The organism is Pseudomonas sp. P4_C4 (assembly GCF_056402055.1).
Genome location: NZ_JBFUID010000006.1, coordinates 44,157 through 69,255, shown reverse-complemented (window position 1 = coordinate 69,255; position 25,099 = coordinate 44,157). Strand labels below are relative to the sequence as shown.

The following is a 25,099-nucleotide window of genomic DNA, read 5'->3' as shown; positions in this document are numbered from 1 at the left end:
ATGCCAGGCACGATCCCTCAGCGACTGGCAAAACCGAGAGTCCAGGTTCCTGCCAGACGGCAGCGAAGTTACCCAAGGCTGGTGAAACCCAGGCCAGCCAAATACCCTAAAAAAAGGTACTTCACGGAATTCCGGGGAACACATATAACGAAATATCCGTAGGAGCTGCCGAAGGCTGCGATCTTTTTGATCTTGATCTTCAGCAATCTCCAGATCGCAAAAGCAAGATCAAAAGATCGTCCGAACGCGGCCCGAGCCTTCGGACGATCTTTTTAGGCATCACTCCTCGTCGCTGTCATCCAGCCGCCAATAGCCGACGGCTTTGACGAATTGTTCGTTCAAGCTGTGCTCATCGAGCAACACCCGACGAATCTGCCGCGACACTTTGCTCTCGGTCGCCACCCACGCGTACAGGCTGCCGGCTGGCACCTGGATCTGGCGCACGGTGGTCAGCAGATTGTCCTTGCCACCTTCACGCAGCACCCAGATCACATTGACCTCGGCCGCACTCTGCAGCACTTGCTGCTCCTTGCCGTTTTCCACTTCCACGATCACCAACGCACGACGGTTGGCCGCCAGGCCTTCCAGGCGCCGGGCGATGGCGGGCAGGGCGGTTTCGTCGCCGATCAGTAAATAGCTGTCGAAGATGTCTGGCACGATCATCGAACCCCGTGGCCCGCCGATGTGCAGGAACTGCCCGGGTTTTGCCTGCTCGGCCCAGGTCGAGGCCGGGCCGTCGCCGTGCAGCACGAAGTCGATGTCCAACTCTAGGGTGTTCAGGTCATAGCGGCGCGGGGTGTAGTCGCGCATCTCAGGCAGCGGACCGTTGTCCTTGCCAGCACCCAGCACCAGGGTTTCCAGCGCCGCAGCTTGCTCGGCGTTCTGCGGGAACAACAGTTTGACGTGATCGTCCGTGCCCAGGCTGACGAAGCCTGCCAGTTCAGGCCCGCCCAAGGTAATCCGGCGCATGCGCGGGGTCAGGTCGACCACGCGCAACACTTCCAGGCGACGGCGTTTGATTTCGTGCATGACACGGGCAATGGCGGTAATCACTTCAGTCATTCGGCGTTCTCCTGAACGGGTTGAACGGCAGGGCCGTCGACGATGGCTTTGGCGGTGTTGTTGAGCAAGTCGCGTACACGCAGGATTTCTTCCGGACTCCAGCGGCCATGGTGCATTTGCAGGGCGTGGCGCAGGTTGTGCACCGCCTCGTGGATTTCGGCCGGGCGATCATGGCCGCGCAGCGAACGTTTGCTCACATCGATGCGCATCCGCACGCCGTCCAGTGCAACGGCTTGCTCCTGCAAGGAAAGACGTCCGGTGTCGGTGATTGTGTAGCGTTTTTTTCCGCCTACGGCGTCACCCTGGATCAGTTCGCTTTCTTCAAGGAACGTCAGCGTCGGGTAAATCACACCGGGACTGGGACTGTAGGCGCCATCGAACATCCCTTCGATCTGGCGGATCAGGTCATAGCCGTGGCAGGGCTGCTCGGCGATCAGCGCCAGCAGCAGCAGTTTCAGATCGCCGGGGGCAAATACCCGTGGGCCGCGGCCACCGCGTTCGCGGCCGGGGCGCTTCTCGAAGCCGTCGCGGCCGTCACCGTGTTCGCGATGGGGGGAATGATGGTCTCTCATTTCGTCTTCTCTCGTCGTGTTTAGATACAACTTAAGATATATCTTAATTCTGGATCAAGACGTTTTCCGTACGAGGCGACCTCATGCCGACGAGCGGTGGCGTAGTAGAATGTGTGGAATCCATCGAAAAAACCCTACCGCCTGCCTCTCTTTCTACGACACCCGGCTATTCAAGAATTTTAAAGTTATTACTCTAAAGTTTTTTGAACTTATATTCTAAAGGCGTAAAAATCCCCATGTTAATTGGCTAGAACTGCTGTCTGGTTTTTTCAATAAAACTGTATGTAGGTCGCAACTTACAGTCATCGTTTTGTATTTTTATTTTTTGCGGTTTTGTCTTTCTGGTCATGAGGTTGTTTAACTACGAGCTCATAGGAAGTTGCCTGCTTACTTTCCAGAGCGGTAAGTCGATCATGCCCCGGCGTTGAAAGAACACAGCCACCGGACTTTACGGCTATGAGCTGTCTGAACTTTCAATGAACCGAACCTTTAAAAGAAAACAGGTACTGAATGATGTTCAAGAAATTTGCAATCGCTGCCCCACTGGCTGTTCTGGCTCTCCAATCCTCCATGGCTCTCGCCGCGGGCGAGGCTGCTCACTCGATCAATCTCATCGCTCACGTGCCAACCAATGGCTTCTATGTAGTGCCAACCGACCCTGATCTGGTCAACAAGGATCAGGACATGAGCTTCCAGCCAGCCACTGGCAAGATGGGAGAAGTTAATGGTTTCTTCGACGTGCGCAACAATAATGGCTCGGTTCACGCCAGCCTGGAAAGTGCACCTAAATTGATCTCCGGTGCTCAGTCGATTGATTTGAAAGTCGAGTTCAATAACAAGGAGTTGACGCTCACTCCACAAATGGTCGTGGGGGAATCCGAGTCCGACGCGAACTACCGCGCGCCGCTGAAAATCACTGCCAAGGGCACAACCTTCCAGCCGGGCGACTACACCGGTGTGGTCGCAATGACCTTCGACGCCGTTGCTCCGGTCGGCACGCCTTGATCGAGCTTCAAGGCAACAAACGCTAACTGCTCAAGTGGCGTTAACCGGCGGACAACCTGACCGGCCTGTCCGCCGGACTCCAACCCGTTCGTAACCAGAGTAAGAGTTCATGTTCCCGATGACACCCATCGCGGCTGCGCTTGCGCTGTTGTTTTGTGCCAGTGCAGCGGCGGCTCCCGTTTCTTCCGCCGGTACGACACCGCGAAGTCTGTTGGCCCAGGCCAAAGGCCTGCCGGCAGATTTCGAGGAGCATTTCTTTGATGTGCCTCTGGCTGTTCGGGTGGAACTCGATCAGCAACCGCTGGGGGAGGCCATGGTGGTGTTATCTCGTGATGATCGCATCACGTTGCTTGAATTTACCGACACCAGCGAAAACCGCTTCGGCCCCGCCGAGCGGGAAAAGTGGGCCAGTTATCTCAAGCCAGGCGTGCCGCTGGGCACGTGCACCGGTTCGTGTCCGGATCAAGTGTTGGCCGTGCATTACAACCTGGAAAACTCCCTCGTCTCGATCCTCACCGAAAACGCTGAGCGCGACGTCGAGGCCAAGCGTTATTACGAACAGCCCGATGGCGGCAGCAGCGGTCTGATGGTGCGCAACCAGCTCAATCTCAACGGTGGCCAGCAACAGGATCTGGGCGGTCGCTTCGGTCTTGAAGCCAGCGCCAGCCTGGGCAACTGGAGCCAGACATTCAACATGCAACTGGCCCGTCTTGGCGGTCCGGATGACAAGCTTTATCACGCAGTCCATGAGCTTTACACCCAGCGCGAATTGCAAGGCAGTTTCTTTCGTCTGGGTTATTTCACCCCCAATTCCGAAGGATTGACCCGCCAGCCGCGCACGTTCGGCACCAGTCCCGACACCGCTGTCGGCGTCATGTATGGCAGCTCCGACAGCCTCGCCATCAACAGTCCGATGCCCAGCGTCTATCCGATCTACGTCACGGCCAACCGCCAGGGCTCGGTGGAAATCTATCGCGACGGTCTGTTGATCAATACCCAGGCGATGCCCGCCGGTTTGCAGACCCTCGACACTCGGCCGCTGCCGGGGGGGATCTATGAAGTCGAAGTGCGCCTGATCGAGGACGGCCAGATCACCTCGAGCACTCAAGAGTTGGTGTACAAGCCCAACAACTGGCGCAACCTCGACGAGCGCTGGCGCTACAACCTGTTCGCCGGGGAAGAAAGCAAACTGTTGAGCAATTGGAATCAGCAATCCAGCGGCAGCACCACGGCCGGGGCCTCGATCAATTATCTGGCACACCCACGGGTCATCCTGGGGCTGTCGGCGCGCCAGGTTCGCGAAAAACTGCAATACGGCAGTTCCGTCGACTGGACCCTGGCCAATCAGCTCAGCCTGTACGCCAACGTCTACCAGACGCAGGACCACGGCACCGGTCTGGACCTGCAAAGTCTCTATAACTATGGCGCCGGCAGCGTGGTGATCAGCCACAACCGTAGCTGGCTGGACACCACCAATCTTTACGAAACCCTGCCGGATGGCACCCGGGTGCGCCAACGCAATGTGTTCGTCGGTGAGACCAGCAACTCCTCGCTGGCACTCAATCATCGACTCAGCAGCAAAAGCACGATCAATGCCCGGGTATCCCACAGCGAGGGCAACGTCGAAGGCGTCGGCCTCGATTTGGGCTGGAACCAGCGCACCAACCTGTTTGGCAGCGATGGCAACTGGCGGCTGTCGTTGTTCGATCGGCCAGGCAGTTTCAGCAGCGGTAATGACCGCAATCGCGGCGTCGACTTGAGCGTCAACCTGGCACTCGGCGCACCTGGGCAGCAGATCACCGGCAGTATCGGTTCGCGCACGGCCCGGGACGGTGGTCGCGACAACAACGCCTCCATTGGCTGGCGCAAAGACCTGAAAGACCATGTGCTGCAAAACGTCTCTGTGACGGCGCTCACCGATACCTACGGCGTCGGCGTTTCCAGCCTCGCCAACTTTCGTACCGACGCGATCAATGGTGATGGTTTCGTTCAGCGTTCGTCCTTCAACGGCAATTTTACCGGCGGCCTCAACCTGGACAGTACCCTGGTCCTCGGCGGCCAGCAGATGGTGTTGACCAGCCAGCATGAGATGCGCGGTGCCGGACTGATTGTCGATGTGGAGTCGGACATCGACGACATTGCCCTGCGCGCCGACGACTATAGCGGCGGCAGCGCGGCACTGAAGCCGGGACGCAACTTCATCCCGATCACCGCGTACCAGAACAGCTCGGTGAGTTTCGATTTCGAAGGCAACCATGTGCCGGCGGCCACCATCGAACCGGCCCGCACCCGTTATCACCTGAACAAGGGTGGGGTCGAGTACCGCAAGGTGCGGGTGATGAAAACCCTGACCGTGCTGGGCCGGCTGGTCGATTCGCAAGGGCAGCCGCTCAAGGGGCACCACGTGATCAACCACGCCAGTCGTGGCGTGACAGAGGTCGATGGTTTCTTCTCGATGGAAATGAACGCCGGTTCGCCGACGCTGGAAGTGCGTCAGGGCAACCAGTTGCTGTGCCAGTTCCGTCTTGAGGCCGACCGGCATCGCAGCGAAAACAATGTGCTGATGATCGGTGACCTGCGATGTACGCCGGACACCTTGGCCGATATCACCTTCACCGAGCAGAAGGCGGGTTAATCGTGAAAGCAATATTGAACGGGTTAGCTTTGCTGGCGGCGCTGAACCTGTCGATGACGGAGGCGGCGAATCGCGAGATCAGGGCCTTGTTCCAGCCCGACCCGTCGCAGCCGAACAATAACGTGTTCATCAACAAGACCCCGAACAGTGGCTATTGCGCGTCGCATCCGAGCCAATGTGCCATCACCAGGATGTTCAGCATCCAGATTCCTGTTCGGTTCGATTCCACACGCCCCATCATGCCTGGCGACCACATGGCGTTGAAGGTACCGGCCAACTGGCGACAACTGTCGGTCACCAATCGGGATACTCAGGAGACGGAAATCGTCGAGGTGCGCATCATTGGCATCGGCTCAAATTTTATCTTGAGTGATTCGGCCGCCAATCTTGTGGGTGTAACAGGCATCCTCGAAGGACATCAGAAGCTGTGGAACGGCGGCAGTTGGGTCTATGCGCCAGCGCCCTGTCAGTACAGCGGCGTCGGTTACTACAGTCCCACCAGCTATTCATTTTTCTGGAAAGCACCGGTCGAATCGGCCTGCACCAAAGTAGCGGCGTACCAAATTCCATCGATGTACTTCGATAAAGTCGATTTCGCCTATGAGCTGCGCACCCCGAATCCGTTGGGTATGTCGTCCGGGCTGTACACCGGCTCGTTGTCATACACCCTCGGCCCTGGTGGAGATTTCCAGATGGGTTCGATGATGACCCCGGATGACGGCAGCCTGACCCTGGATTTTGTACTGGATGTGCAACACACCCTGAAAGTCGACCTGCCACCGGGTGGAAACAAGGTGGCGCTGGAACCCGAAGGCGGCTGGAACCGCTGGATCGAAAGCGGTCGCCAGCCGACGAGGATCTACCGCGATCAGGCCTTCTTCATCTCGGCGTCTTCGCGCTTCAGCGTGATGATGCAGTGCGATTCGCTGGGCGGTACTCGATGTTATCTGCGCGGCGAGAACGGCAACAGCACACAGGTGGAAACCAGGCTCAGCCTGCCCGCGGGCATCATCGGTCCCGGCAATGGCCCGGTCAATCATGTCTCGCTGATGAATAACGTTTGGATAGGCCCTTTTCAGCCTGGTCATTATCTGGATCGCAAGCCAGGTTCGCTGCGTTTCGAGATGCCGCGGGACGCGATCGACTTTCTGATACGCCCCGGCTTCAGCGGCACGCTCAAGGGCAATATCACCATCATCTGGGATTCGGAAGTGTGAGCGTCCGGCCCTCCATTTTGTTTAATTTTTTTGGGATTGAAGACATGACACGTCTGTTTTTGCTGTCGATGCTCAGTGTGTTTTGCATGGCGGCGAACGCTGGGCCGCAAATCAATGTCGGCACTGTTTATGACTATCTGGATGGCGACAAAAGCACTTACCTGAAGCGGGTCTTCAACAGCGGTGACAGCACCGCGTTCGTCAAGGTCAACGTATTGGAGATCGTGTATGAGGCTGACGGTACGTCTCGGGAAATTCCGGTCGAGACCTCCGCTGACAAGGCATCGCGCAATGGCCTGATGGCCAGCCCCGCGCGACTGATCGTGCCGGCACAGGGTATGCAGGGCACTCGCCTGCTGTACATGGGCGAACGTGACCGCGAACGTTATTTTCGCGTGCGTTTCGTGCCGGTGGTACCGGAAAAGGAGGACGAATTCGTGGTCAGCGGCGAAGAGCGTGAGGACTACAAAAAGACCCTGAGCGCCGGCGTCAATGTCATGACCGGGTTCGGCACGATCTTCTTCGTGCGGCCCAAAGACGCACGTTTCGAGACAGCCATCACTGAAACCGACAGCCGTTATGAACTGCGCAACAACGGCAACTCGGTGCTCGTCATCGATGAATTCAAAAACTGTTCGTTGAGCAAGGAGAGCGATTGTGGAGCCACCACCAAACACCATGTTCTGGCGGGCAAATCTTTCGGCTTCGACAAGGAAAAGGGCCGTGAATACCGTTTCAAGCTGCTCGAAGGCGAACGTAAACAGGACTTGAAGGTAGTGAGCCGCTAACGGCTGTTTCATTGGCGGGATAGGTAATGAATATGAGCAAGCAATGCGCCGTCGTCGTACTGATGGCAATCACTGGACTGACGAGCACCATCAGTTGGGCCGCTCGCGAAGAGCACACGTTCGAAGTATCGCTGACGGTTCCGAGTCGGGCTTTTTACATCATTCCGTCCGAACCGGACTGGATTCACCGGGCGCAGCCACTGCTCTGGAGCTACCCCACATCAACCTTGGGCAGCCTGCGAAAGAACTTCGACGTGCGCCACGACACCAGCGCGATTGAAGCGCGCCTGGAAAGCGTCCCCTACCTGTCGAATGGCAGGCCGGACGACAATATTGCACTGCGGGTCAGGTTCAACGGCGTTGAACTGAGTTCTGTCCTGCGTCAGGTCGTGTCCCGGGAAGAAGCCGCAACGGGCAAGCGAGTGGCGCTGGAGATCGACCCGGTAAAACCGCTCGGGGGATACCGCGCGGGTGATTACGCCGGCAACGTTTTGCTGCTGTTCAACGCCAGGGCGCCAGGAGAATGAAGCTTGTGGCATCGAATCAATCGGGAATGACACGAATGGAAAGTTTTAAAAAATTCACCGGCAAACTGGCGTTGTTGATGACGCTGTGCGTGACCTCGGCGGAGGCGGCGAATCAGGAGATCCGCGCGTTGTTCCAGCCTGATCCGGCGCAACCGAACAGGAACGTGTTCATCAACAAGACACCCAATAGCGGCTATTGCGCGATCCATCCAACCGAATGCGCCGCCACCGGGATGTCCAGTATCCAGGTGCCGATTCGTTTCAATTCCACTGGCCCCATCTGGGCCGGTATCTCGGGTGTGGGGGTAAAAACGCCTGCCGATTGGCGGCGTTTCCCGGTCACCAATCGCGATACCCAGGAAACAGAAACCGTCGAAATACGCATCACCGGCATGGGTTCAAGATATTCCCTGAGTGATTCAGCCGCCAGTCTGGTGGGGGTGACAGACATACTTGAAGGTCACCAAAAGCTCTGGACCAGCGGCAGTTGGGTTTACGCAGCCCCGCCTTGTCTGTACAGCGGTGTAGGAAGCTACAGCGACAGGGCCTATCGTTTTTTCTGGAAGACGCCAGTGCAAGCGGCGTGTACCAAGGTGGCCGCTTTCAACATTCCAGGAGGCATGACGTTCGAGTACTTCGATTTTGCCTATGAGCTGCGCACGCCCAATCCCTTGGGTATGTCGAGCGGGCTTTACACCGGGTCGATGACGTATACCGTCGGGCAGGGTGGAGACTTCGATATGGGCTCAATGGTGCCGGACCAAACTTCGCTGTACCTCCATTTCGTGCTGGATGTTCAGCACACGCTCAAGGTCGATCTGCCACCGGGTGGGAACAAGGTGACGCTGCAGCCCGAAGGCGGCTGGCAACCCTGGATCGAGAGCGGTCGCAAGCCGACCCGCATCTACGCCGACCAACTGTTTTACATCTCGGCTTCGTCGAGCTTCAGGGTCATGTTGCAGTGCATTGGGGGCGGGTTTGTATGCGATTTGCGGAGTCCGACGAACAATCGCGCCAGAGTGCACACAAAACTCAGCTTGCCCGTCGGGATCGACGGTCACAACGGGCCGGTCAAGGAAGTTTTACTTCAACCCAACGCCTGGCTGGGACCCTTCCAGCCAGGGTTATATGTGGATCGAAAAGAGGGTTCACTGCGTTTCGAGATGACCCAGGACTCCATCGACTTTTTGTTCCGTCCCGGATTCAGTGACACGTTCAGCGGCAACATCACCGTTCTCTGGGACTCGGATGTGTAACGCTCGGTAAAAAAAAAGCCAGGCTCCTGAAGACAAGGCACGCCAGGACTACAGGAGCCGGTTACCCGTTTACAGCGCGTATTTATCCAGCAGCATCCGGGTCAGGCTTCGTCCCAATTGCAGTTTATCATCGGCCAGCGTGTTGATGCTTTCCGAGTAGGCCTGCTCGTTGATTTCGCCGGTTTCCCTGCGTTGCTCGAGAAGTCGCAGCTTTTCATCGAACGCCCGATCATTCGAACGGAATCTCAGGTCATAGGTTTCATGCAGGTACTTCTCCCAGAACAGCTGTTGGAGCATGGCGTCAAGCAAACCGTCCCCTTCCTCCAGCGCCAGCACGGTGGTGTACGCCTGTTCGATGGCATTGTCGCTCACGGCCGCGATATTGCGATAAAGCATGCCCTCCGATTGCCACGGCAAGCCAAGGCGCGAAGCCAGACGAGTCTGATACGCCAGGTAAATTTCCACTTCTTCGGCCCTGCTCGGACGTGACAGTGCATCGGCCCGGGCGATGTCATTGACCCGTTGCAAGCGCGCGGCACCCTTGCTCAGGCTCACCAGCCGGGTTTCCAGTTCGGCGGCATTGGTCGAATAGGTATACGCCTGGGACGCAAGCGCCTGCACGCCCATATTGTTGAAAACTTCGGAGCTGGCATCGGCACAGGTGGTGGGTTGCTCGGCGGTCTGAAACAGTTTTTCGCGCAGTGGCGTATCCAGATCCACCGCATCGATCAGTTCCCAGACACGACGGGACAAGGCTGCGCGGGTAGCGCCACCGGCTCTGAAGTCGGCCGAATGCGTCAGGCTGTCGATGATTCTGAAGAAGCCTTCGCTGTTCGGCTCGTTCATCAGATTGTCCCAGGCATCCGCTCTGTAAGTCCCCAAGCCAGGCGAGTTCGCACCCCAAAGCGAGGAGTCATCATCGACCGGCCATTTGGCGCGCGCATTGGCGGCCAGAGGGGCGTAGATGTTCTGGCGCGGCAAGCCCACTGAATCGCGGTATTGGAACAGGATCTGGCGTTGAATATCGTCCAGGGATTCGATATCCAGCCGTGCGCGCGCCACTACTGATGCTTGCCTTGACCCGTTGACGACATTGGGTACGGTCTTGATCGGATTTCCCCGCAGGTCAAGAAAGAACCCCTTTGGACGCTGTTTGCTCAGCAGTCCGTCTGGCCAGGTATCGATGTCGGTGTTTGAAAGATTAAGCACTTTCAGGCGTGGCATGCGCTCGACATTGGGCGCCTGGCGCAGCGGGTTGTGATCGAGCCGCAGGGTCTGCAGGCGTGTCAGATGTTGCAGTTGCTCGACGGCCTCGGTGTTCAGCGCAATATGATTGCCGCTCAGACGCAGGGTTTCGAGCAGGTGCATGCTGGCCACATTGTCCGGCAAGCGGGTCAGCTGACAGCGACGTGCGCTGAGATGGCGTAGCTGGGTAAAGCTTTTCAATAATCCCTTGGAGCCGGACGTAAATGCCATCTCGTCCAGGTTCAAGGTGCTGATCTGTTCGAGGTACGGGCGGATGTCTGGCAATGTCTTCCACCATGGCTCCAGGTTGAAACTCAGGAGCTCAGTGGATAGGTCCAGTGCATAACCCTTGTCGAAGTGAATGCTGCGTTCATCGAACACCAGGGTTTTTCGCTGGAAGCATTCCATCAGGCGATTAGCGATGAAAGTGATTTCCCTGGGCGGTAGGAGCGTATTGTCGGGCTCGAACGGCGTGTGCTTTATCTTCCATGCGTCAAGGATGTTTTCCAGCTCTGTGAGTTCTCGTTCCAGGTTGCTTATCAATTGAACAGGGTCGCTGCCCGAAGGCATGGAACGAATGAAGTTGTCGACCTCATGTTCACGCAGGTGCGGGTACAGATTTTGCACCCGTTGCTCAACGGTCACTGGCTGTCTGGAAAATCCGGGGCCGCATAACAGCAGGCTCGTGTCCAGCTCCGCCACCGGCCGGATGGAAGGCTCCAGCAAGAGCGTGCGGCGTTCGGCCGGTGCCATGGTCTTGGCCATTATCCATTGCTTGAAGGCTTGTCCCTGGCCCAATCCATAACCTATTGATCGGCGTGCCTGCTCCGGTAAGGCGCGCAGCAGCGCTTCATGAAAGTCGACAGCATCGGAAAGCGGGCGATGTTGACCGTCAACCACCTCATACCGGCCGTCTCCGACGCGTATTAGCAGGCGTACGTGAGTGGCATCGTCTGGACCGACACTGCAACGCAAAGGACCATCGGCGGTGCCGTCACGTATTTCCACGCGTAGATCGCCCAAGGCTGCGCTGTTGAATCGCAGCGCGTTGAGCACCAGGCGCTCGGTGTCGGCGGTCAATCGTTCGGCCTGGAAAAAGCCCTCGCTGGCGCGTGTCGAGCGGGTTTCAAAAGCACATTCGCGGACGCGGCTCTTGAGATCCAGTGGGAGGCGTTGCTGTGTGTCGACGATGCGCAGATCGTCTTGCCGGGCATTGGCGACAAGGCGTTCGGCGATGATCGTCGGCAGTTCAGGGTATTGCCGCTGCATGACCTGAACGCGTCGATCGGTACTGCGTGCGCGAGAGCGATAAATGAAATCCGCGACGTTGGTCTTGCGCCCTTCGACCTGGTCGGCCAGGCGATCACGCAGGCGCTGTACCTTCGCTTGCCTGGAGAGTCCCGGTCCGACCAGCGCTTCGAGCTGTGGTTCATCGAGAAACCTGACGACCCGCTCCGTCAGCCTGCCGGCCATCACGTCCGCCAGCCCGATATCCAGCGTCCGTTCCGGTCGGGCATTGGCGTTGCCGTACAGGCGGGAGGGGCCGAGCAGGTCGGATCGTTCATACACCCTCAAGGCATGGTCGGACGGCCAGCCCGGCAGTTCGGTGATCAGTTGCTCGAACCAGTGCGATGACGGGTCTATCGGGCTTCCCGAACGAATCTGCGTGGTCGTGGCGGCGACATCTTCCATCGCCCTGAAGCGGTTTACCGTGTCTTCCAGCAATAGTGGCGGCTCGGCGTTTTCGACGTGCATGCGCCGCAGCGCGTCTTCTTCGGTGCCGCTGATCAAGCGGATGTTTTCCAGTTGCCGTGAGCTCAAGCCATCGGTCATATGCCCCAGCCGTTGCATCAGCTTCGGGCTCTCCCAGGTCAACGGGTTTTCACCTTCATGGCGCCAGGCGCCACGACCGTTATGGGCCAGTTTCGGTGCATAGGCTTCGGGGCGGGTAGGGTGTTCAAGCCGATACTGCGTGGTTTGCGGATCTTTGCGGGTCACATAGTGGCGACCCTCCAAAGGAAGGATGGCCCGGCCTTGATGGCGATGCAGGCCCAGCCGGTCGGGCCTGGAATCTGTTGGCAGCGACAGGTCTGGATGGGCGTAGGGCTCGATATCCGGGTGCCACAAGCGGGTTTCACCGGTGGGCAAGCTCACCGGTTGCAGGCCCTCGACCCATGTAGAAACCTTGAGCCGGAACGCATCGGCGATGCTCGCCCCGGCGGCAAACGCAGCCAGTTGAACCACGTCCGTCAGGACCCCCACAACGTGATCCGCTGCTTCTGCCCATAGTCCCTCGGCCAGGTCCACAGCGCCTTCAATGACATCACTGGTCAGTTGATACGCCGTGTAGGCCAGCATGAGTTCGCCCAGCCCAGGAACGAATGGCGTGGCGATCAACAGGGCAACATTGAAAATATCGGAGACTATTTTCTTGAAGTTGTCCCACCAGGCCCACCGGGCATTGCGATCGGTATCGGCGGTCGACACGGCGATGTCCCGAGCGTCATTGAGAATCTTGTTCAGTTTGTTTTGATAAAGATGTACCCAGAGTTCGCCCGTGATCGGCGCAATCTCGAAATTCAATTGCGGGTTATCGATCGGCACATCCCGCCAGCTTGGGCCCGGATCGAACGTTTCCTTTCGATGCCATTTGACCTCGAACAGACGTTGTTGCAGCCCGCCGAAGAAATGCCCGCGTTGCGAATGGTCAATGAACCGGCTGAAGAACTGGCGGTACGTCATCCCGGTGGAAGCGATCAGCGCGTCGTCGCGCAACTGCCGCGTCAATTCGTTCATGAACGCGACGGTCGAGGGGTATTGCTTGAGTGGGTGCTCTGGATCCTGCGGCACATAAGCGATCACTGGCATCACCTCGCGCGATTGCTCAAGGTCCGCAGTGATCAGCACGATGCCGGTCAAGCGGTTGTCGAGAATGGACAGGTCGGCAAATTGCACCGGCTTGCCTTTCCAGGTGGTGTTGCGCTGGCCCTCCAGCATTTCAATGACCCTGTCGCGGGCATCGGCGTCGATATCGCCGGCCATCGTCGCCTGTTCCACGGCGGCTCTGAAAGCGGCTTTCTCGCTTTCAACGATACGGCTTTGGAGCCAATACTTTGCAAGGCGATCACGAGATAGCAACTGTTCTTCCAGGTATCGGGTGTAGCGGGCGCCGATGTCCAGCTCACGGCACAACGCCTGAAACCTTGCGATGGAGAGCTTGTGTTTGATGGGCAAGACATCGAACTGACCACGCTGATCGGGTTGGCTGATGTAATCCGAGTCCGGTTCGCAGGTTTCGCCAAGCGCGAAGTTGTGCAGTGCGGCGTCGATCAGCGAAACAGTGCGGGTGACGACACCCCCGGACGTATCGATGACATACCAGGGCCGTTCTTTAGGCAGGTAAAGATGCAGATATGTTTTTTTAACGTCGACATCGATATCCAGTTTCTTCAGCGCATCGGCGAGTATGGGCTCGGCAAATTCATAAGCGTTTTGCAACTGGTCGAGAAACCGATCCACCTTGTTGCGGGAAGACCAGAGTTCGAGGCTGGCTTTTTGTAAGCGGGATTGATTGAGCGCGGTGGCTGTCTTGATCCAGGGCGCGGGCGCTTTTTCGGCGCGGCCCAGTTCCCGGACATTTCGCAATGAAGTGCTTTGAAAGACCGGATGAATCCGGCTCTTGATGAATTCGTAGTGCCGGCCTTTATGGTCGGTTGTCGACGTACTTCCTTGTAAGTCAGGCATGTTGTTAATAAACCTTGAGCGTTAATGTGAGTCACCAGCCTAACGCCCAGGGCCCAAAGTAAAAGCCGCGATTTCTGTTGCTTGATCAGCGCCTGCACCGCTAATGCATTGGAATTATCCATGCCGAAAATAATTAATTACCACCTGTGCAGCGTAATGGTTCTGTCAACGCCGCGCGACTTCAGTCGGCAAGCAACCTGTTTTGCTGCCGGGTTGCAGGTATGGCATGAGAATCGGTGCCATGCCTTTGAGTACCTGCACCGGCAACGCCGAGGTGAACTTGAAGGCTTCGGCCGTGCGCCCGGGCACGAATGCGGTCAAGGTACCGAAGTGTGAATCGCCAATGTAGAAGACAAACGTCGCCGTCCGGTTGATGGATTTGGAGCTCAGAATCCGCCCGCCTGAACCAATGGCTTCAATGCGGTTGTCCCCTGTGCCCGTTTTGCCACCCATGGCCAACGGTTTGCCATCCGGCGTTACAAAACTGCCGGACACCCGTTTCGCCGTACCGGCATCCACCACTTGCGACAAGGCTTCGCGCATGGCCGTGGCGACTTCGGACGGCATGACCCGTTTGCCGACGTTCGGGTCATTGATCAATTTGGTTTCATACGGTGTGTTGGCTGCGAAGTGCAAGCTGTCGATACGCAGGGTCGGCATGCGCACACCGTCGTTGAGGATGGTGCCGATCAGTTCCGCCAATGCTGCCGGACGGTCGCCGGAGCTGCCGATGGCGGTCGCCAGCGAGGGCACGAGGTGATCGAATGGGTAGCCGACTTTCTGCCAGCGCTGGTGAATGTCGAGGAATGCTTCGATCTCCAGCATGGTGCGGATGCGACTGTCGCGGGCACCCTTGTGCCGGCTTTTGAACAGCCAGCTGTAGACCTCCTGGCGCTCGAACTGGCTGGCTTTGACGATTTCACCCCACTTGGCGTCGGGGTGATTGAGCAGGTAGCCCATCAGCCACAGGTCCAGCGGGTGAACCTTGGCGATGAAGCCCTGGTCCGGCAAGTCGTAGGAGCCAGGGCCGTAGGCTTCGTAGAGCCGTACGAGACGTTCGTCAGTGAGTTTTTCCGTGAGCTTGGCGCCGGTGAGGTGCGAGCGCACGAAGGCGTTGAAGCTTGCCTGACTGGCCCGTGGCAGCAGGTAGCGGTGCACGGCGGCCATGCGGATCGGGGTCGGGCGCATGCTGTCGAGGAAGGTCTCGAGCCGGTCCTGGGTGTCCTTGTTCTTGTACTTCTTCCAGAACTTGAGCAGGAACGAAGTGCCCTCGCTGTCGGCGAATTCGGCCAGGTATTCCTGGCGCCGCGGGTCGCGGTCGTCCTTGAGCAGTTCGGCACTGCTGTTCGGGCCGGAGTAGGTGGTGTAGCGCACCAGGTCACGCATCAGGCGGATGAACGGCAGGTTGATCGACTCGCGCAGGGCGTCGCGCAGTGTCGGTATGCGGCCGTTGTCTTCCTTGCGGAAGTTGTGGAACACATGCAGGCCGCCCCCGGTGAAAAACGCCTCGCCGGGGCTGGCGGAGTATTTGCGGTCCAGGGCTGCGCCGAGCATTTTTTGCAGGTCGCGGTCCTTGTTTTCGATCAGGTAATCGACCGCCCAGCGGCTCAGGCGGTCCTGCTCCGGCACGTCGACTTTCTTCAGTTCAGGGACGGCCATGCCAGCGTATTTGTCGTGCAGCTCGGAGATGATTTGCAGGTAGGTGGTCAGCACGCGCATTTTCGCGGTGGAGCCCAGCTCCAGTTTGCTGCCTTCGTTGATGTCGAATGGCTGGTCGGTGCTGTCGGTCTGCACCCGTACCCGCGAACCGTCCGGGGTCAGTTCGAACAGGGTGAAGCTGTAGCGCACCTGGGTGGTGCTGGTGGTGGTCAGAAGGCGTTCGCCGATCAGGCCGATTTGCGTGGCAAAAGCGGGGTCGGCGAGTTTTTTCAGGTACTCGGTGGCCTCGGTTTGCAACTCGCCTTGCAGGGTGCTGGTGGCGGACAGATCGAGGCGGTCGAGGTCATACAGTGGGCGATTGAGCATGCCGGCCAGACGGCTGCGCGCGACACTGATGCCCTTGTTGGTTTCAATCGGCTGAATGGTCGGCTGGGTGGCCCAGTCGCGGTAGGTCAATTTGCTGGCCAGGGCGGCGGCGGCGAGCTGGGCGTCGATCACACTGTTTTGCGCCAGCAGGCGAATATGGCTGTCGGTGAGGTCGGCCAGTTCATCGTGACCCTTGGTCAGGTAATGCGAGGGGCGGCGCTGGGCAATCATCAGCGACAGCATTTCACGCAGGGCCAGGCCTTTTTCCGCCATGGTTTTTGGATCGGTCGCAGTGCTGGTCAGGACTTCGTTGGCCTTGCTGAAGTCGGAGCCATACCACACGCGCAAGCCTTCAGCCATGCCATGCACTTCACCGTGGCCCGGTACGGCCGACAGCGGCACGCTGTTGAGGTAGTCGCGAACCACGTTCTGCCGGGCTTCGAGGGTTTGTGGCCCGGCCTGATAGGCGCGTACGGTGGCGGAAATCATCTGGCGAATTTTTTCCGCGCCATTGACCGTCAAGCCATCGGGGGAGTGTCGGTACTTTTCCAGTTGCGTGGCCAGGGTACTGCCACCAGCGGATTGACCGGGCACGTGCAATATCTTGGCCACCTGGGACCACGCCGCCATACCGAACCGTGGCCAGTCCACCGCCGGGTTGGCCAGGGGTTGTTTGGGGTCCAGCAGGAAGCGGTTCTCGATGAACAACAGGCTGTTGACCACCACCGGCGGGATCGAGGCAAAGGTTGAATAAAGCTGCTGCGGGTAGTTGTACTGGTACAGCGGCGCAGCGCGGCAATCGGTGATCGACAGCCCGGCCTGGATTTTCTCGGCATAAGGCACGAACAGGCCTTTGTCGCTGTACTTCAACAGCGCCGGAGAAAAGCGGGTTTGCGCCTCAACGACGAAATCGCGCTTGATCAAGCGCGGCAGGAATTCATCCAGCGAGCTGTAGCCCAGGCGCCGATCGAACGGACCGTCGCCCGGATAGCGAATCGCATCGCTGGGGCCGGGTTTGAGCTCATAGTTCAGGGACGCGGCGTATTTGCTGACTTCCCGGGCCTGGAACTTCGAGGTACGCATTTCCCTCGCAGCCGCCAGCCCCACGACAATCGCGATAATCAACAGCAATAGCCAGAACGCTCCCCATCCGTGTCTGGAACGACGGGGTTTTTCAGGTGGCGGCGCTTCATCCTCACGTTCAGTCGGAACCTCGGTTTTACTCGAATCGGTTTGCCACAAAGCGCCCATAGTCGACTGATCCATTCACGCAGATTGATCGGACTTCACTGAAGCTTAGACGGTGGTTGGCGAAGGTGAAAAAAATGTGAGGGGCAAAATGATGCACGGACTCACCACTAACTGGGCCGGATGGAGCCATTGTGGCGAGGGGGCAAGCCCCCTCGCCACAGTTGTGATAGCAACTGGAGACGGGTGGTGGTCTGTAATGGCTGGAGTAGAGCCTTTCTAAGGTAAATACGGCTTTGGTAGGGGCATGGCGATGCACCATTGTTGTGCAATACTCCGCGCCATTTAAATGGTGGAAATTCCTACAAGATCCAGGTGAAGCCTCTCCAAAAGTCGCATTATTGCCGGGGTTTATGGCTGAATTTAGTGGTTTATAGAGTGAATATCTCTGTCGTCAGCTTTTTATACTGCACGACCCGCTGATCTTGCAGGTTTTGTCCTGCAGGACGGTTCTGCTTACAAAGCAGACCCGGTTACGCGAAGCAGCTGGCTTATCGGTCGGGGGCTTCAACGCTCAGCGGTCATATCCAACAACAAGATGAGGTACCCCTTATGCCCGTAGGCAATCACCAGCCCAACGGCGAGACCGCTCAGGGCGGTCCGCTTAAACGTGAACTCGGCGAGCGGCATATTCGCCTGATGGCACTCGGTGCCTGTATCGGCGTCGGTCTGTTCCTCGGTTCAGCCAAGGCCATCCAAATGGCCGGCCCCGCCATCATGCTGTCCTACATCATCGGCGGTCTGGCGATCCTGGTGATCATGCGTGCCCTCGGCGAGATGGCCGTGCACAATCCGGTCGCCGGCTCGTTCAGCCGTTACGCCCAAGACTACCTCGGCCCGCTGGCGGGCTTTCTGACCGGCTGGAACTACTGGTTCCTGTGGCTGGTGACCTGCGTCGCGGAAATCACTGCCGTGGCGGTGTACATGGGCATCTGGTTCCCCGATGTACCGCGCTGGATCTGGGCGCTCGCTGCGTTGATAAGCATGGGCTCGATCAATCTGATCGCGGTCAAGGCCTTCGGTGAATTCGAGTTCTGGTTTGCCCTGATCAAGATCGTCACCATCATTGCGATGGTATTCGGCGGCATCGGCATCATCGCCTTCGGTTTCGGCAACGACGGCGTGGCCCTGGGGATTTCCAACCTGTGGACCCACGGCGGCTTCATGCCCAACGGCATAACTGGCGTGCTGATGTCGCTGCAAATGGTGATGTTCGCCTACCTGGGTGTGGAGATGATCGGCCTGACCGCCGGTGAAGCGAAGAACCCGCAAAAGACCATCCCCAATGCCATCGGCTCGGTGTTCTGGCGGATTCTGCTGTTCTATGTCGGCGCGTTGTTCGTGATCCTGTCGATCTACCCGTGGAACGAAATCGGTACCCAAGGCAGTCCGTTCGTGATGACCTTCGAGCGTCTGGGCATCAAGACCGCCGCCGGCATCATCAACTTCGTGGTGATCACCGCGGCACTGTCGTCCTGCAACGGCGGCATCTTCAGCACCGGGCGCATGCTCTACAGCCTGGCGCAGAACGGCCAGGCCCCGGCGGGGTTCGCCAAGACCTCGAGCAACGGCGTGCCGCGGCGTGCGCTGCTGCTGTCGATCTTCGCCTTGCTGTTGGGCGTGCTGCTGAACTACCTGGTACCGGAGAAGGTCTTTGTCTGGGTGACGTCCATCGCCACCTTCGGCGCGATCTGGACCTGGGTGATGATCCTGTTGGCCCAGCTCAAATTCCGCAAAGGCCTGAGCGCAAGCGAAGCGGCTGGCCTGAAATACCGTATGTGGCTGTACCCGGTCAGCTCTTATCTGGCGCTGGCGTTCCTGGTGCTGGTGGTCGGCCTGATGGCGTACTTCCCGGACACCCGCGTGGCGCTGTATGTGGGACCTGCGTTCCTGGTGCTGCTGACGGTGCTGTTCTACATGTTCAAGCTGCAACCGACGAATGTTTCGCAAGGTGCGGTGCGTTCGGTTTCGTAAGTTGTAATGCCTGAAAGACAAAAGCCCCGGTCGAAATGATCGGGGCTTTTTGGTTTTGAAGATCAACAGATCGCAGCCTGCGGCAGCTCCTACAGGGGAATGCGGTCTGATTTTGTAGGAGCTGCCGCAGGCTGCGATCTTTTGATTGTCTGGTTCAAACGCTTGTTGAACTCAAGCCAGGTCGCCAGCAGTGCCATCAACCCGGCACCCACCAGCGCCGTGAAAATCTGCATGGCAACAGCGTCGTCGGTCAGCGCGTTGACCATGTCCGCCAAAGGCGCCAGCAGCACGCCCAGACAGAAAATCTCCAGCGAGAAACGGCCCATTCGGCAACTTTGCTGCGCGAGCCAGTTTTGCGTCCATCCGCTGTCGGGAATCAGTTTCGCGGTGACGTAGGCCAGTGCGAGGAAATGCAGCAGGCGCACGGGGGACAGGTCGGTCTTGCTGATGGGGTACAGCAGGTTCTTCAGGCTCGCTGGCACCACGGCATCGTGTAGCTCTGGCCAACGCCACAGGACGGTCATCACGCCCGCGGTCACTACGTACAGCGCCGCACTGACAAACAACGGCTGGCGTAGCAGCGGGCGAGTGTCGGGCAGGCGCGGGCGCTGGCTGTGAATCGCAGCGGCACCGCCGAGTACGAACAGCAATTGCCAGGCAACCGGGTTGAAATACCACACGCCGTCCTTGATGGCGGCCAGGTTCCAGCCCGCCAGTGGCACCATCAGATACAGCGCCAATGACATCGCGACCACCACCCAGGCCTTGCGCACCAGTACGGGCAGTACCAGGGGCAAACCTGCCAATAGCACGATGTACAGCGGCAACGGGTCCATCAGGTTCGGCTTGAAGCGCAACAACAGTTCATCGATCAGGGCCTGCTGCGGGTTGCTGATGAAGTGATGCATGCCCATTTCCTCCACCAGGTCCCGTGTTTCCACATGGCTGTTGGCGAAAAACACAATGCCCATCAGCATCGCCAGCAGGAAGATATGCACCACGTAGAGCACCCATGCCCGGCGCAGGATTTTCACGCAGGCGATCAGAAAGCCTTCGCGCGCCAGGACTTTGCCGTACGCCAATACGGACGCGAAACCTGCCAGAAACACGAAAACCTCGGCCGCATCGCTGAAACCGAAGTTGCGCAGGGTGATTTGTCCCAAAGGGTTGTGAGGCACGTGATCCCAAAAGATGAAGATCAGTGCCAGACCACGAAAAAAGTCGATCCGGTGATCGCGTGCTAACGTCATGACAGCTGGCTCGTAACAGCGGGTGAAAATGGGATTGGCCGCGGGCGCAAAGGCCTCGCGTCCAAGCGGCGGCGCGCAGGGTGGACTGATTCGCGGGCAATTGCAAAACCGGGCTATTACCGAATGTCTCGGGCGTTGCCCCAAGGCTCAACCGCTGGTCAGAAAGGTCCAAAAACCTGCGATTTGTGACAGTAGACAGGCTCAAATACTAATGAGTGCAACGTTCTAAAAACGGGAGTCTCACATGAGACTGTTGTGGAAAGGGCTGTCCAGTTACACGGTGATCGGGGTCGCCAACACCCTGATTCACTGGCAGGTCTTTTTCCTGCTGAGCATGGCGGCCGGACTCAGTCAGGCGTTCAGCAATCTGGCAGCCTTCTGCGTGGCTGCGTCGTTTTCCTTCTACATGAACGCGCAATTTACCTTCGCCGCCAGTGCCTCGGTCGGCGGTTATCTGTTGTTTGTTTCGGGCATGGGGGCGTTGAGCCTGGGTGTCGGCCATCTGGGCGACGTCTGGCGATTGCACGGTTTGCTCACCGTGGCCCTGTTTTCGGCATTGAGCCTGGTGTTCGGCTTCCTGTATTCCAAATACGTGGTGTTTCGCGAGCGTGATCGATGAAAATCTCCCTCATTGTCCCGGTGTTCAACGAAGAACAGTCAATCAATCTGTTTTATCAGGCGGTGCGACGGGAGTTGAAGCTCAGCGGTGCCGAAGTCGAGATCGTGTTCATCAACGACGGCAGCTCCGACCGCACGGCCGAACAGGCTACGGCACTGGCCAAGGCGGATGATCAGGTCATGCTGATCAATTTCTCGCGCAACTTCGGTAAGGAGCCGGCACTGTTTGCCGGCCTGGAACACGCCAGCGGCGATGCCGTGATTCCCATGGATGTCGACCTGCAGGACCCGATCAGTGTCATCCCGTTATTGGTCGAGCAGTGGCAAAAGGGCGCCGATGTGGTACTCGCCAAGCGCCGCAATCGGGACGTCGACGGCTACCTCAGGCGTCACAGTGCGTCGATTTTCTACCACGTGCTCAATCGCATCGCCTATACCCGCATCGAGGAAAACGTCGGGGACTTCCGGTTGATGGATCGCAAGGTGGTCGACGTGATCCGGTCCCTGCCCGAGCACCAGTTGTTCATGAAAGGTGTGTTGTCGTGGGCCGGGTTCAACACCGTGGTGGTGGAGTTCGAGCGGGCAGGAAGGGTGGCGGGGAGCAGCAAGTTCAATGGCTGGAAGCTGTGGAACCTGGCGCTGGAAGGCGTGACCTCGTTCAGCACCGTGCCCCTGCGCTTGTGGACTTACGTCGGTGGCGGCATTTCGATTTTCGCGGTGCTCTATGCGGTGTACATGGTGCTGGACAAGATTTTCTTCGGCAACAACGTTCCCGGTTATCCGTCGCTGATGACGGCGATACTGTTTCTCGGCGGCGTGCAACTGATCGGCATCGGCATCCTCGGCGAATACATCGGTCGTATCTATATCGAGGCCAAGCACCGGCCGCGCTACGTGATCAAGGACATCGTCGGCGGTAAAGACTGGGGCGGGCGCTAGCATGGGCCGGTTCAACGACTTCCTCGTTCGCGAGCTCAGCCGGCATCAGGTCTGGCGGTTTTTTCTGTTCGCGACCTTCTTGTATATCCTGCCATTGATCCTCGCGGACTTCCCCTACATCGATGACAACTGGCGCTCGCTGGCGGCGGGCATGGCCTGGGCTGAACAGGGGCGACTGTTCGCTCAGCTGTTCTACAACGCCCTGACTTTCAGCCATGCCGCGCCGAACATCTTTCCCTTGCCCTTGTTGATCGCCACGCTGGCCATGGCGTCGGTGCTGACCAGCCTGACGTTCCATTACTTCCGCCAGCCCAGCGTCGCTTGCTGCCTGGTGCTGTTGCCGCTCTGGTACAACCCGTTCTTCCTGCAGAACCTGTCTTATCAATACGACGGTCCCGCGACGGCCCTGAGCCTGGTGGCGGTGATCTATGCGATCACCTTTCGTCACCCGTGGCGCAGCGTGCAGTGGCTGGTGCCGTCGTTCCTGATCGCACTGGCGCTGGGGTTGTATCAGATCAGCCTGAATGTGTTCCTGGGCCTGTGTTGCCTGGAGTTGCTCAGGGCCGCCAACGATAAAACCACCCCGGTGCCGTGGCGCGACCTGCTGGGCTGGAAAGCCGCCCAACTGATCCTCGGTGGGTTGATCTACAGCGTCAGTGCAGGTCCGTTCATGGACTCCAATCGCACATTGCTGCTCAATTGGTCGGCGCATCCTCTATTGCAGATCCAGATCAACATTGCCCGGGTCCTGGAAAAAGTCGTGCTGCTGTTCAGTAGTGGATGGCTCTGGGTATTCGGCGGGTTGCTGCTGTTGGCGATAGCCGGGGCGGTGCGGCTGGGACTGAACGTAGCGGCGCGTCAGGACGGTGGCCCGAAGAAACTGTTGATCGGCCTGATGTGTTTGCTGACATTGCCGGTGGTGACGCTGCTGGTGTCCGGAGTCGCGTTGTTTTTCCGCGACTTCAACGAAGGCGCCCGCACCTTGATGGGCTTTGCCGTGCTGCTGGTGCTGTTGTGCTATTTGAGTCATCTGGCGCTGGCGTCGATCCATGAACGACTGCCACTGTTGTTGATCATTCCGCTGCTGGCGATGTTGTCGCTGTCGTTCGCCTATGGCCGGGTGCTGACCGTGCAGAAAACCTTTGCGTCCACGGCGCTGGCCAGCCTTGCGTACGACATCGCCAGCCATCAGTCGCTGCGCGAGGCCAGGCGGATCTACATCTCGGTGAGTTATTCCGACTACTGGTTAGTGGCGGCAGCTGGCTCATTCAAGCAGCTGCCGGTGCTGCACTACTTGCTCAATACCGACTATTACATGCTGGCCGAGAATCTGCCGAAAGCGGGGATCACCAACGTGGTGGCGGAGCGGGAGCGGCGCAACGCGACGCGGGTGGGTTATCAGGGCTATCCGCCGCTGGTGGACAGCCAGTTCTACCGGATTTACCTGATCGGTGATTACGGTTTTATCGTGATGAAGGAGCCGACCCCGAGCAAAACGCTACGTTGGTGAATCTGAAGGGTCGTGAAAAGTGTCGACATCGTCAGCATTGCCGCTGGTCTGAAATCCTTGCCAACCTGTTATTTCTGTCAGTAGACCGCTGTTGAGGTATCACTTAGCTTGAGTCCACCTGTAACAGGGATATTGGCGGGAGCCGGCATGAAAGCTTTGTGGAAGGGATTTTCTACCTATGCGGTGATCGGGCTGGTCAATACGTTCATTCATTGGCAGGTTTTTTTTGTACTCGTCAATGCTGCCGAGTTGACCCAAACCACCAGTAATTTTGCGGCGTTTTGTGCCGCTGCGTCATTCTCCTTCTATGCGAATGCCCTTTATACATTTGATGCAAAGGTATCGATATTGCGATACCTGCTGTTTGTTTGCGTCATGGGTGTATTGAGTTTCGGCGTCGGTTTTCTTGCTGATCAGTGGCGTATTCATGGACTGCTGACTGTCACCACGTTTTCGTTGTTGAGCCTGTTTTGCGGGTTCTTGTTTTCGAGCTTCGTAGGGTTTTGCGAGCGCAAGGCATGAAGGTTTCGCTGATTGTCCCTGTGTTCAATGAAGAGCAGGCTATCGGGGTGTTCTATCAGGCCGTGCGTCATGATCCGAGTTTGCGCGAACACCGCATTGAAATCGTGTTTATCAATGATGGCAGTACTGACGGAACATCCGATCTGGCCCATACGATTGCCTTGGTTGACACCGATGTGGTGGTGATCAGTTTCTCGCGCAACTTCGGTAAGGAACCTGCCTTGTTTGCCGGGTTGGAACATGCAACGGGCGATGCCCTAATTCCCATGGATGTGGATCTGCAGGACCCAATCTGTGTCATCTCGCGGCTCATCGAAGAGTGGATCAATGGGGCTGACGTGGTGCTGGCAAAACGACGAAACCGTTTGACCGACAGCTATTTCAAACGTCAATTCGCGAGCCTGTTCTATCGACTACTCAACCAGATTGCATCGACCCGCATCGAGGAAAATGTTGGCGACTTTCGCTTGATGGATAGAAAAGTCGTTGAGGTCATCAAGAGCCTTCCGGAACAGCAGTTATTCATGAAAGGTGTGCTGTCATGGGCAGGGTTCAACACAAAAGTCATTGAGTACGATCGCGCTCCACGGGTGGCTGGAAAAAGTAAGTTCAATTTCTGGAAGCTATGGAATCTGGCACTTGAGGGCATCACTTCGTTCAGTACTGTACCGTTGCGCGTGTGGTCCTACATCGGCGGTATCATCTCCCTGATAGCGCTTTTGTATGCGACTTACATGGTTCTGGACAAGGTGCTGTTTGGCAATAACGTGCCGGGGTACCCGTCTCTGATGACCGCCATTTTGTTTTTGGGGGGCGTACAGCTGATTGGTATTGGCATTCTGGGTGAATACATCGGGCGTATTTACATGGAGTCCAAGCATCGGCCCCGGTATGTGATCAAGGAAATCACCAGAAGTAGTAACGAGCCGGTAGATCGAGCTTCACTGGAGAAGATTACGTGA

General features: G+C 57.9%; 17 protein-coding genes. 12 read left to right on the top strand and 5 right to left on the bottom strand.

Annotated elements, in window-relative coordinates; genetic code table 11:
* Positions 1-279: 279 nt before the first annotated feature.
* Positions 280-1,062 carry a siderophore-interacting protein gene (locus tag AC1DXW_RS05680; protein WP_477752306.1) on the bottom strand — a complete coding sequence of 261 codons (783 nt, stop codon included), beginning with the start codon at positions 1,060-1,062 and terminating at the stop codon, positions 280-282.
* Complete coding sequence (locus AC1DXW_RS05675; RefSeq protein ID WP_477752307.1) at positions 1,059-1,634, bottom strand: PadR family transcriptional regulator; 576 nt, start codon at positions 1,632-1,634, stop codon at positions 1,059-1,061. The genes AC1DXW_RS05680 and AC1DXW_RS05675 overlap by 4 nt, the downstream gene beginning before the upstream one ends.
* A 513-nt stretch (positions 1,635-2,147) precedes the next feature.
* Between AC1DXW_RS05675 and AC1DXW_RS05670 the strand changes: the two genes are divergently transcribed.
* The 6 genes from AC1DXW_RS05670 to AC1DXW_RS05645 all read left to right on the top strand — a co-directional run bounded on the left by AC1DXW_RS05670 (position 2,148) and on the right by AC1DXW_RS05645 (position 9,062).
* Complete coding sequence (locus AC1DXW_RS05670) at positions 2,148-2,639, top strand: CS1 type fimbrial major subunit (protein WP_477752308.1); 492 nt, start codon at positions 2,148-2,150, stop codon at positions 2,637-2,639.
* A 109-nt stretch (positions 2,640-2,748) separates the two neighbouring features.
* The gene (locus AC1DXW_RS05665) at positions 2,749-5,274 is read left to right on the top strand and encodes a CS1-pili formation C-terminal domain-containing protein (protein ID WP_477752309.1); all 2,526 of its coding nucleotides are present in this window, start codon (positions 2,749-2,751) and stop codon (positions 5,272-5,274) included.
* Positions 5,220-6,491 (top strand): hypothetical protein, encoded by a 1,272-nt coding sequence (locus tag AC1DXW_RS05660; RefSeq protein WP_477752310.1) that lies wholly within the window; start codon positions 5,220-5,222, stop codon positions 6,489-6,491. The genes AC1DXW_RS05665 and AC1DXW_RS05660 overlap by 55 nt, the downstream gene beginning before the upstream one ends.
* A 44-nt stretch (positions 6,492-6,535) precedes the next feature.
* Positions 6,536-7,279, top strand: coding sequence for a molecular chaperone (locus tag AC1DXW_RS05655; RefSeq protein WP_477752311.1), 744 nt, complete (start codon positions 6,536-6,538; stop codon positions 7,277-7,279).
* Between the two features lie 32 nt (positions 7,280-7,311).
* Positions 7,312-7,806, top strand: coding sequence for a CS1 type fimbrial major subunit (locus tag AC1DXW_RS05650; protein ID WP_477752312.1), 495 nt, complete (start codon positions 7,312-7,314; stop codon positions 7,804-7,806).
* Between the two features lie 35 nt (positions 7,807-7,841).
* Positions 7,842-9,062 (top strand): hypothetical protein, encoded by a 1,221-nt coding sequence (locus AC1DXW_RS05645; RefSeq protein ID WP_477752313.1) that lies wholly within the window; start codon positions 7,842-7,844, stop codon positions 9,060-9,062.
* A gap of 69 nt (positions 9,063-9,131) precedes the next feature.
* Here AC1DXW_RS05645 and AC1DXW_RS05640 read toward each other — a convergent pair whose 3' ends face one another.
* Together AC1DXW_RS05640 and AC1DXW_RS05635 are read right to left on the bottom strand one after the other, a co-directional pair.
* A complete protein-coding gene (locus AC1DXW_RS05640; protein ID WP_477759826.1) occupies positions 9,132-14,051 on the bottom strand; it encodes an NEL-type E3 ubiquitin ligase domain-containing protein in 4,920 nt (1,639 codons plus the stop codon).
* Between the two features lie 165 nt (positions 14,052-14,216).
* Complete coding sequence (locus tag AC1DXW_RS05635; protein ID WP_477752315.1) at positions 14,217-17,327, bottom strand: transglycosylase domain-containing protein; 3,111 nt, start codon at positions 17,325-17,327, stop codon at positions 14,217-14,219.
* A 549-nt stretch (positions 17,328-17,876) separates the two neighbouring features.
* On the opposite strand from AC1DXW_RS05635, the gene AC1DXW_RS05630 reads away from it, so the two are divergent.
* Positions 17,877-19,298, top strand: a complete 1,422-nt coding sequence (locus AC1DXW_RS05630) for an amino acid permease (protein ID WP_477752316.1) — start codon at positions 17,877-17,879, stop codon at positions 19,296-19,298.
* An 89-nt stretch (positions 19,299-19,387) separates the two neighbouring features.
* Here AC1DXW_RS05630 and AC1DXW_RS05625 read toward each other — a convergent pair whose 3' ends face one another.
* Positions 19,388-20,548, bottom strand: a complete 1,161-nt coding sequence (locus AC1DXW_RS05625; protein WP_477752317.1) for an OpgC family protein — start codon at positions 20,546-20,548, stop codon at positions 19,388-19,390.
* A 244-nt stretch (positions 20,549-20,792) separates the two neighbouring features.
* Here AC1DXW_RS05625 and AC1DXW_RS05620 point away from each other — a divergent pair, with 244 nt between their 5' ends.
* From AC1DXW_RS05620 to AC1DXW_RS05600, 5 genes are all read left to right on the top strand, one after another.
* Positions 20,793-21,167 (top strand): GtrA family protein, encoded by a 375-nt coding sequence (locus AC1DXW_RS05620; RefSeq protein WP_477752318.1) that lies wholly within the window; start codon positions 20,793-20,795, stop codon positions 21,165-21,167.
* Complete coding sequence (locus AC1DXW_RS05615) at positions 21,164-22,105, top strand: glycosyltransferase family 2 protein (RefSeq protein WP_477759825.1); 942 nt, start codon at positions 21,164-21,166, stop codon at positions 22,103-22,105. Before AC1DXW_RS05620 ends, AC1DXW_RS05615 begins: the two co-directional genes overlap by 4 nt.
* A 1-nt stretch (position 22,106) precedes the next feature.
* Positions 22,107-23,615, top strand: coding sequence for a glucosyltransferase domain-containing protein (locus tag AC1DXW_RS05610; protein WP_477752320.1), 1,509 nt, complete (start codon positions 22,107-22,109; stop codon positions 23,613-23,615).
* A gap of 147 nt (positions 23,616-23,762) precedes the next feature.
* Positions 23,763-24,137, top strand: a complete 375-nt coding sequence (locus tag AC1DXW_RS05605; protein ID WP_477752321.1) for a GtrA family protein — start codon at positions 23,763-23,765, stop codon at positions 24,135-24,137.
* A complete protein-coding gene (locus tag AC1DXW_RS05600) occupies positions 24,134-25,099 on the top strand; it encodes a glycosyltransferase family 2 protein (protein ID WP_477752322.1) in 966 nt (321 codons plus the stop codon). The genes AC1DXW_RS05605 and AC1DXW_RS05600 overlap by 4 nt, the downstream gene beginning before the upstream one ends.

Coding starts and splice junctions, on each gene's coding strand:
- AC1DXW_RS05660 (WP_477752310.1), top strand. CDS start 5,220: ATGTACGCCGGACACCTTGGCCGATATCACCTTCACCGAGCAGAAGGC.
- AC1DXW_RS05665 (WP_477752309.1), top strand. CDS start 2,749: ATGTTCCCGATGACACCCATCGCGGCTGCGCTTGCGCTGTTGTTTTGT.
- AC1DXW_RS05620 (WP_477752318.1), top strand. CDS start 20,793: ATGAGACTGTTGTGGAAAGGGCTGTCCAGTTACACGGTGATCGGGGTC.
- AC1DXW_RS05655 (WP_477752311.1), top strand. CDS start 6,536: ATGACACGTCTGTTTTTGCTGTCGATGCTCAGTGTGTTTTGCATGGCG.
- AC1DXW_RS05640 (WP_477759826.1), bottom strand. CDS start 14,051: ATGCCTGACTTACAAGGAAGTACGTCGACAACCGACCATAAAGGCCGG.
- AC1DXW_RS05615 (WP_477759825.1), top strand. CDS start 21,164: ATGAAAATCTCCCTCATTGTCCCGGTGTTCAACGAAGAACAGTCAATC.
- AC1DXW_RS05675 (WP_477752307.1), bottom strand. CDS start 1,634: ATGAGAGACCATCATTCCCCCCATCGCGAACACGGTGACGGCCGCGAC.
- AC1DXW_RS05625 (WP_477752317.1), bottom strand. CDS start 20,548: ATGACGTTAGCACGCGATCACCGGATCGACTTTTTTCGTGGTCTGGCA.
- AC1DXW_RS05630 (WP_477752316.1), top strand. CDS start 17,877: ATGCCCGTAGGCAATCACCAGCCCAACGGCGAGACCGCTCAGGGCGGT.
- AC1DXW_RS05670 (WP_477752308.1), top strand. CDS start 2,148: ATGTTCAAGAAATTTGCAATCGCTGCCCCACTGGCTGTTCTGGCTCTC.
- AC1DXW_RS05645 (WP_477752313.1), top strand. CDS start 7,842: ATGGAAAGTTTTAAAAAATTCACCGGCAAACTGGCGTTGTTGATGACG.
- AC1DXW_RS05680 (WP_477752306.1), bottom strand. CDS start 1,062: ATGACTGAAGTGATTACCGCCATTGCCCGTGTCATGCACGAAATCAAA.
- AC1DXW_RS05600 (WP_477752322.1), top strand. CDS start 24,134: ATGAAGGTTTCGCTGATTGTCCCTGTGTTCAATGAAGAGCAGGCTATC.
- AC1DXW_RS05650 (WP_477752312.1), top strand. CDS start 7,312: ATGAGCAAGCAATGCGCCGTCGTCGTACTGATGGCAATCACTGGACTG.
- AC1DXW_RS05610 (WP_477752320.1), top strand. CDS start 22,107: ATGGGCCGGTTCAACGACTTCCTCGTTCGCGAGCTCAGCCGGCATCAG.
- AC1DXW_RS05605 (WP_477752321.1), top strand. CDS start 23,763: ATGAAAGCTTTGTGGAAGGGATTTTCTACCTATGCGGTGATCGGGCTG.
- AC1DXW_RS05635 (WP_477752315.1), bottom strand. CDS start 17,327: ATGGGCGCTTTGTGGCAAACCGATTCGAGTAAAACCGAGGTTCCGACT.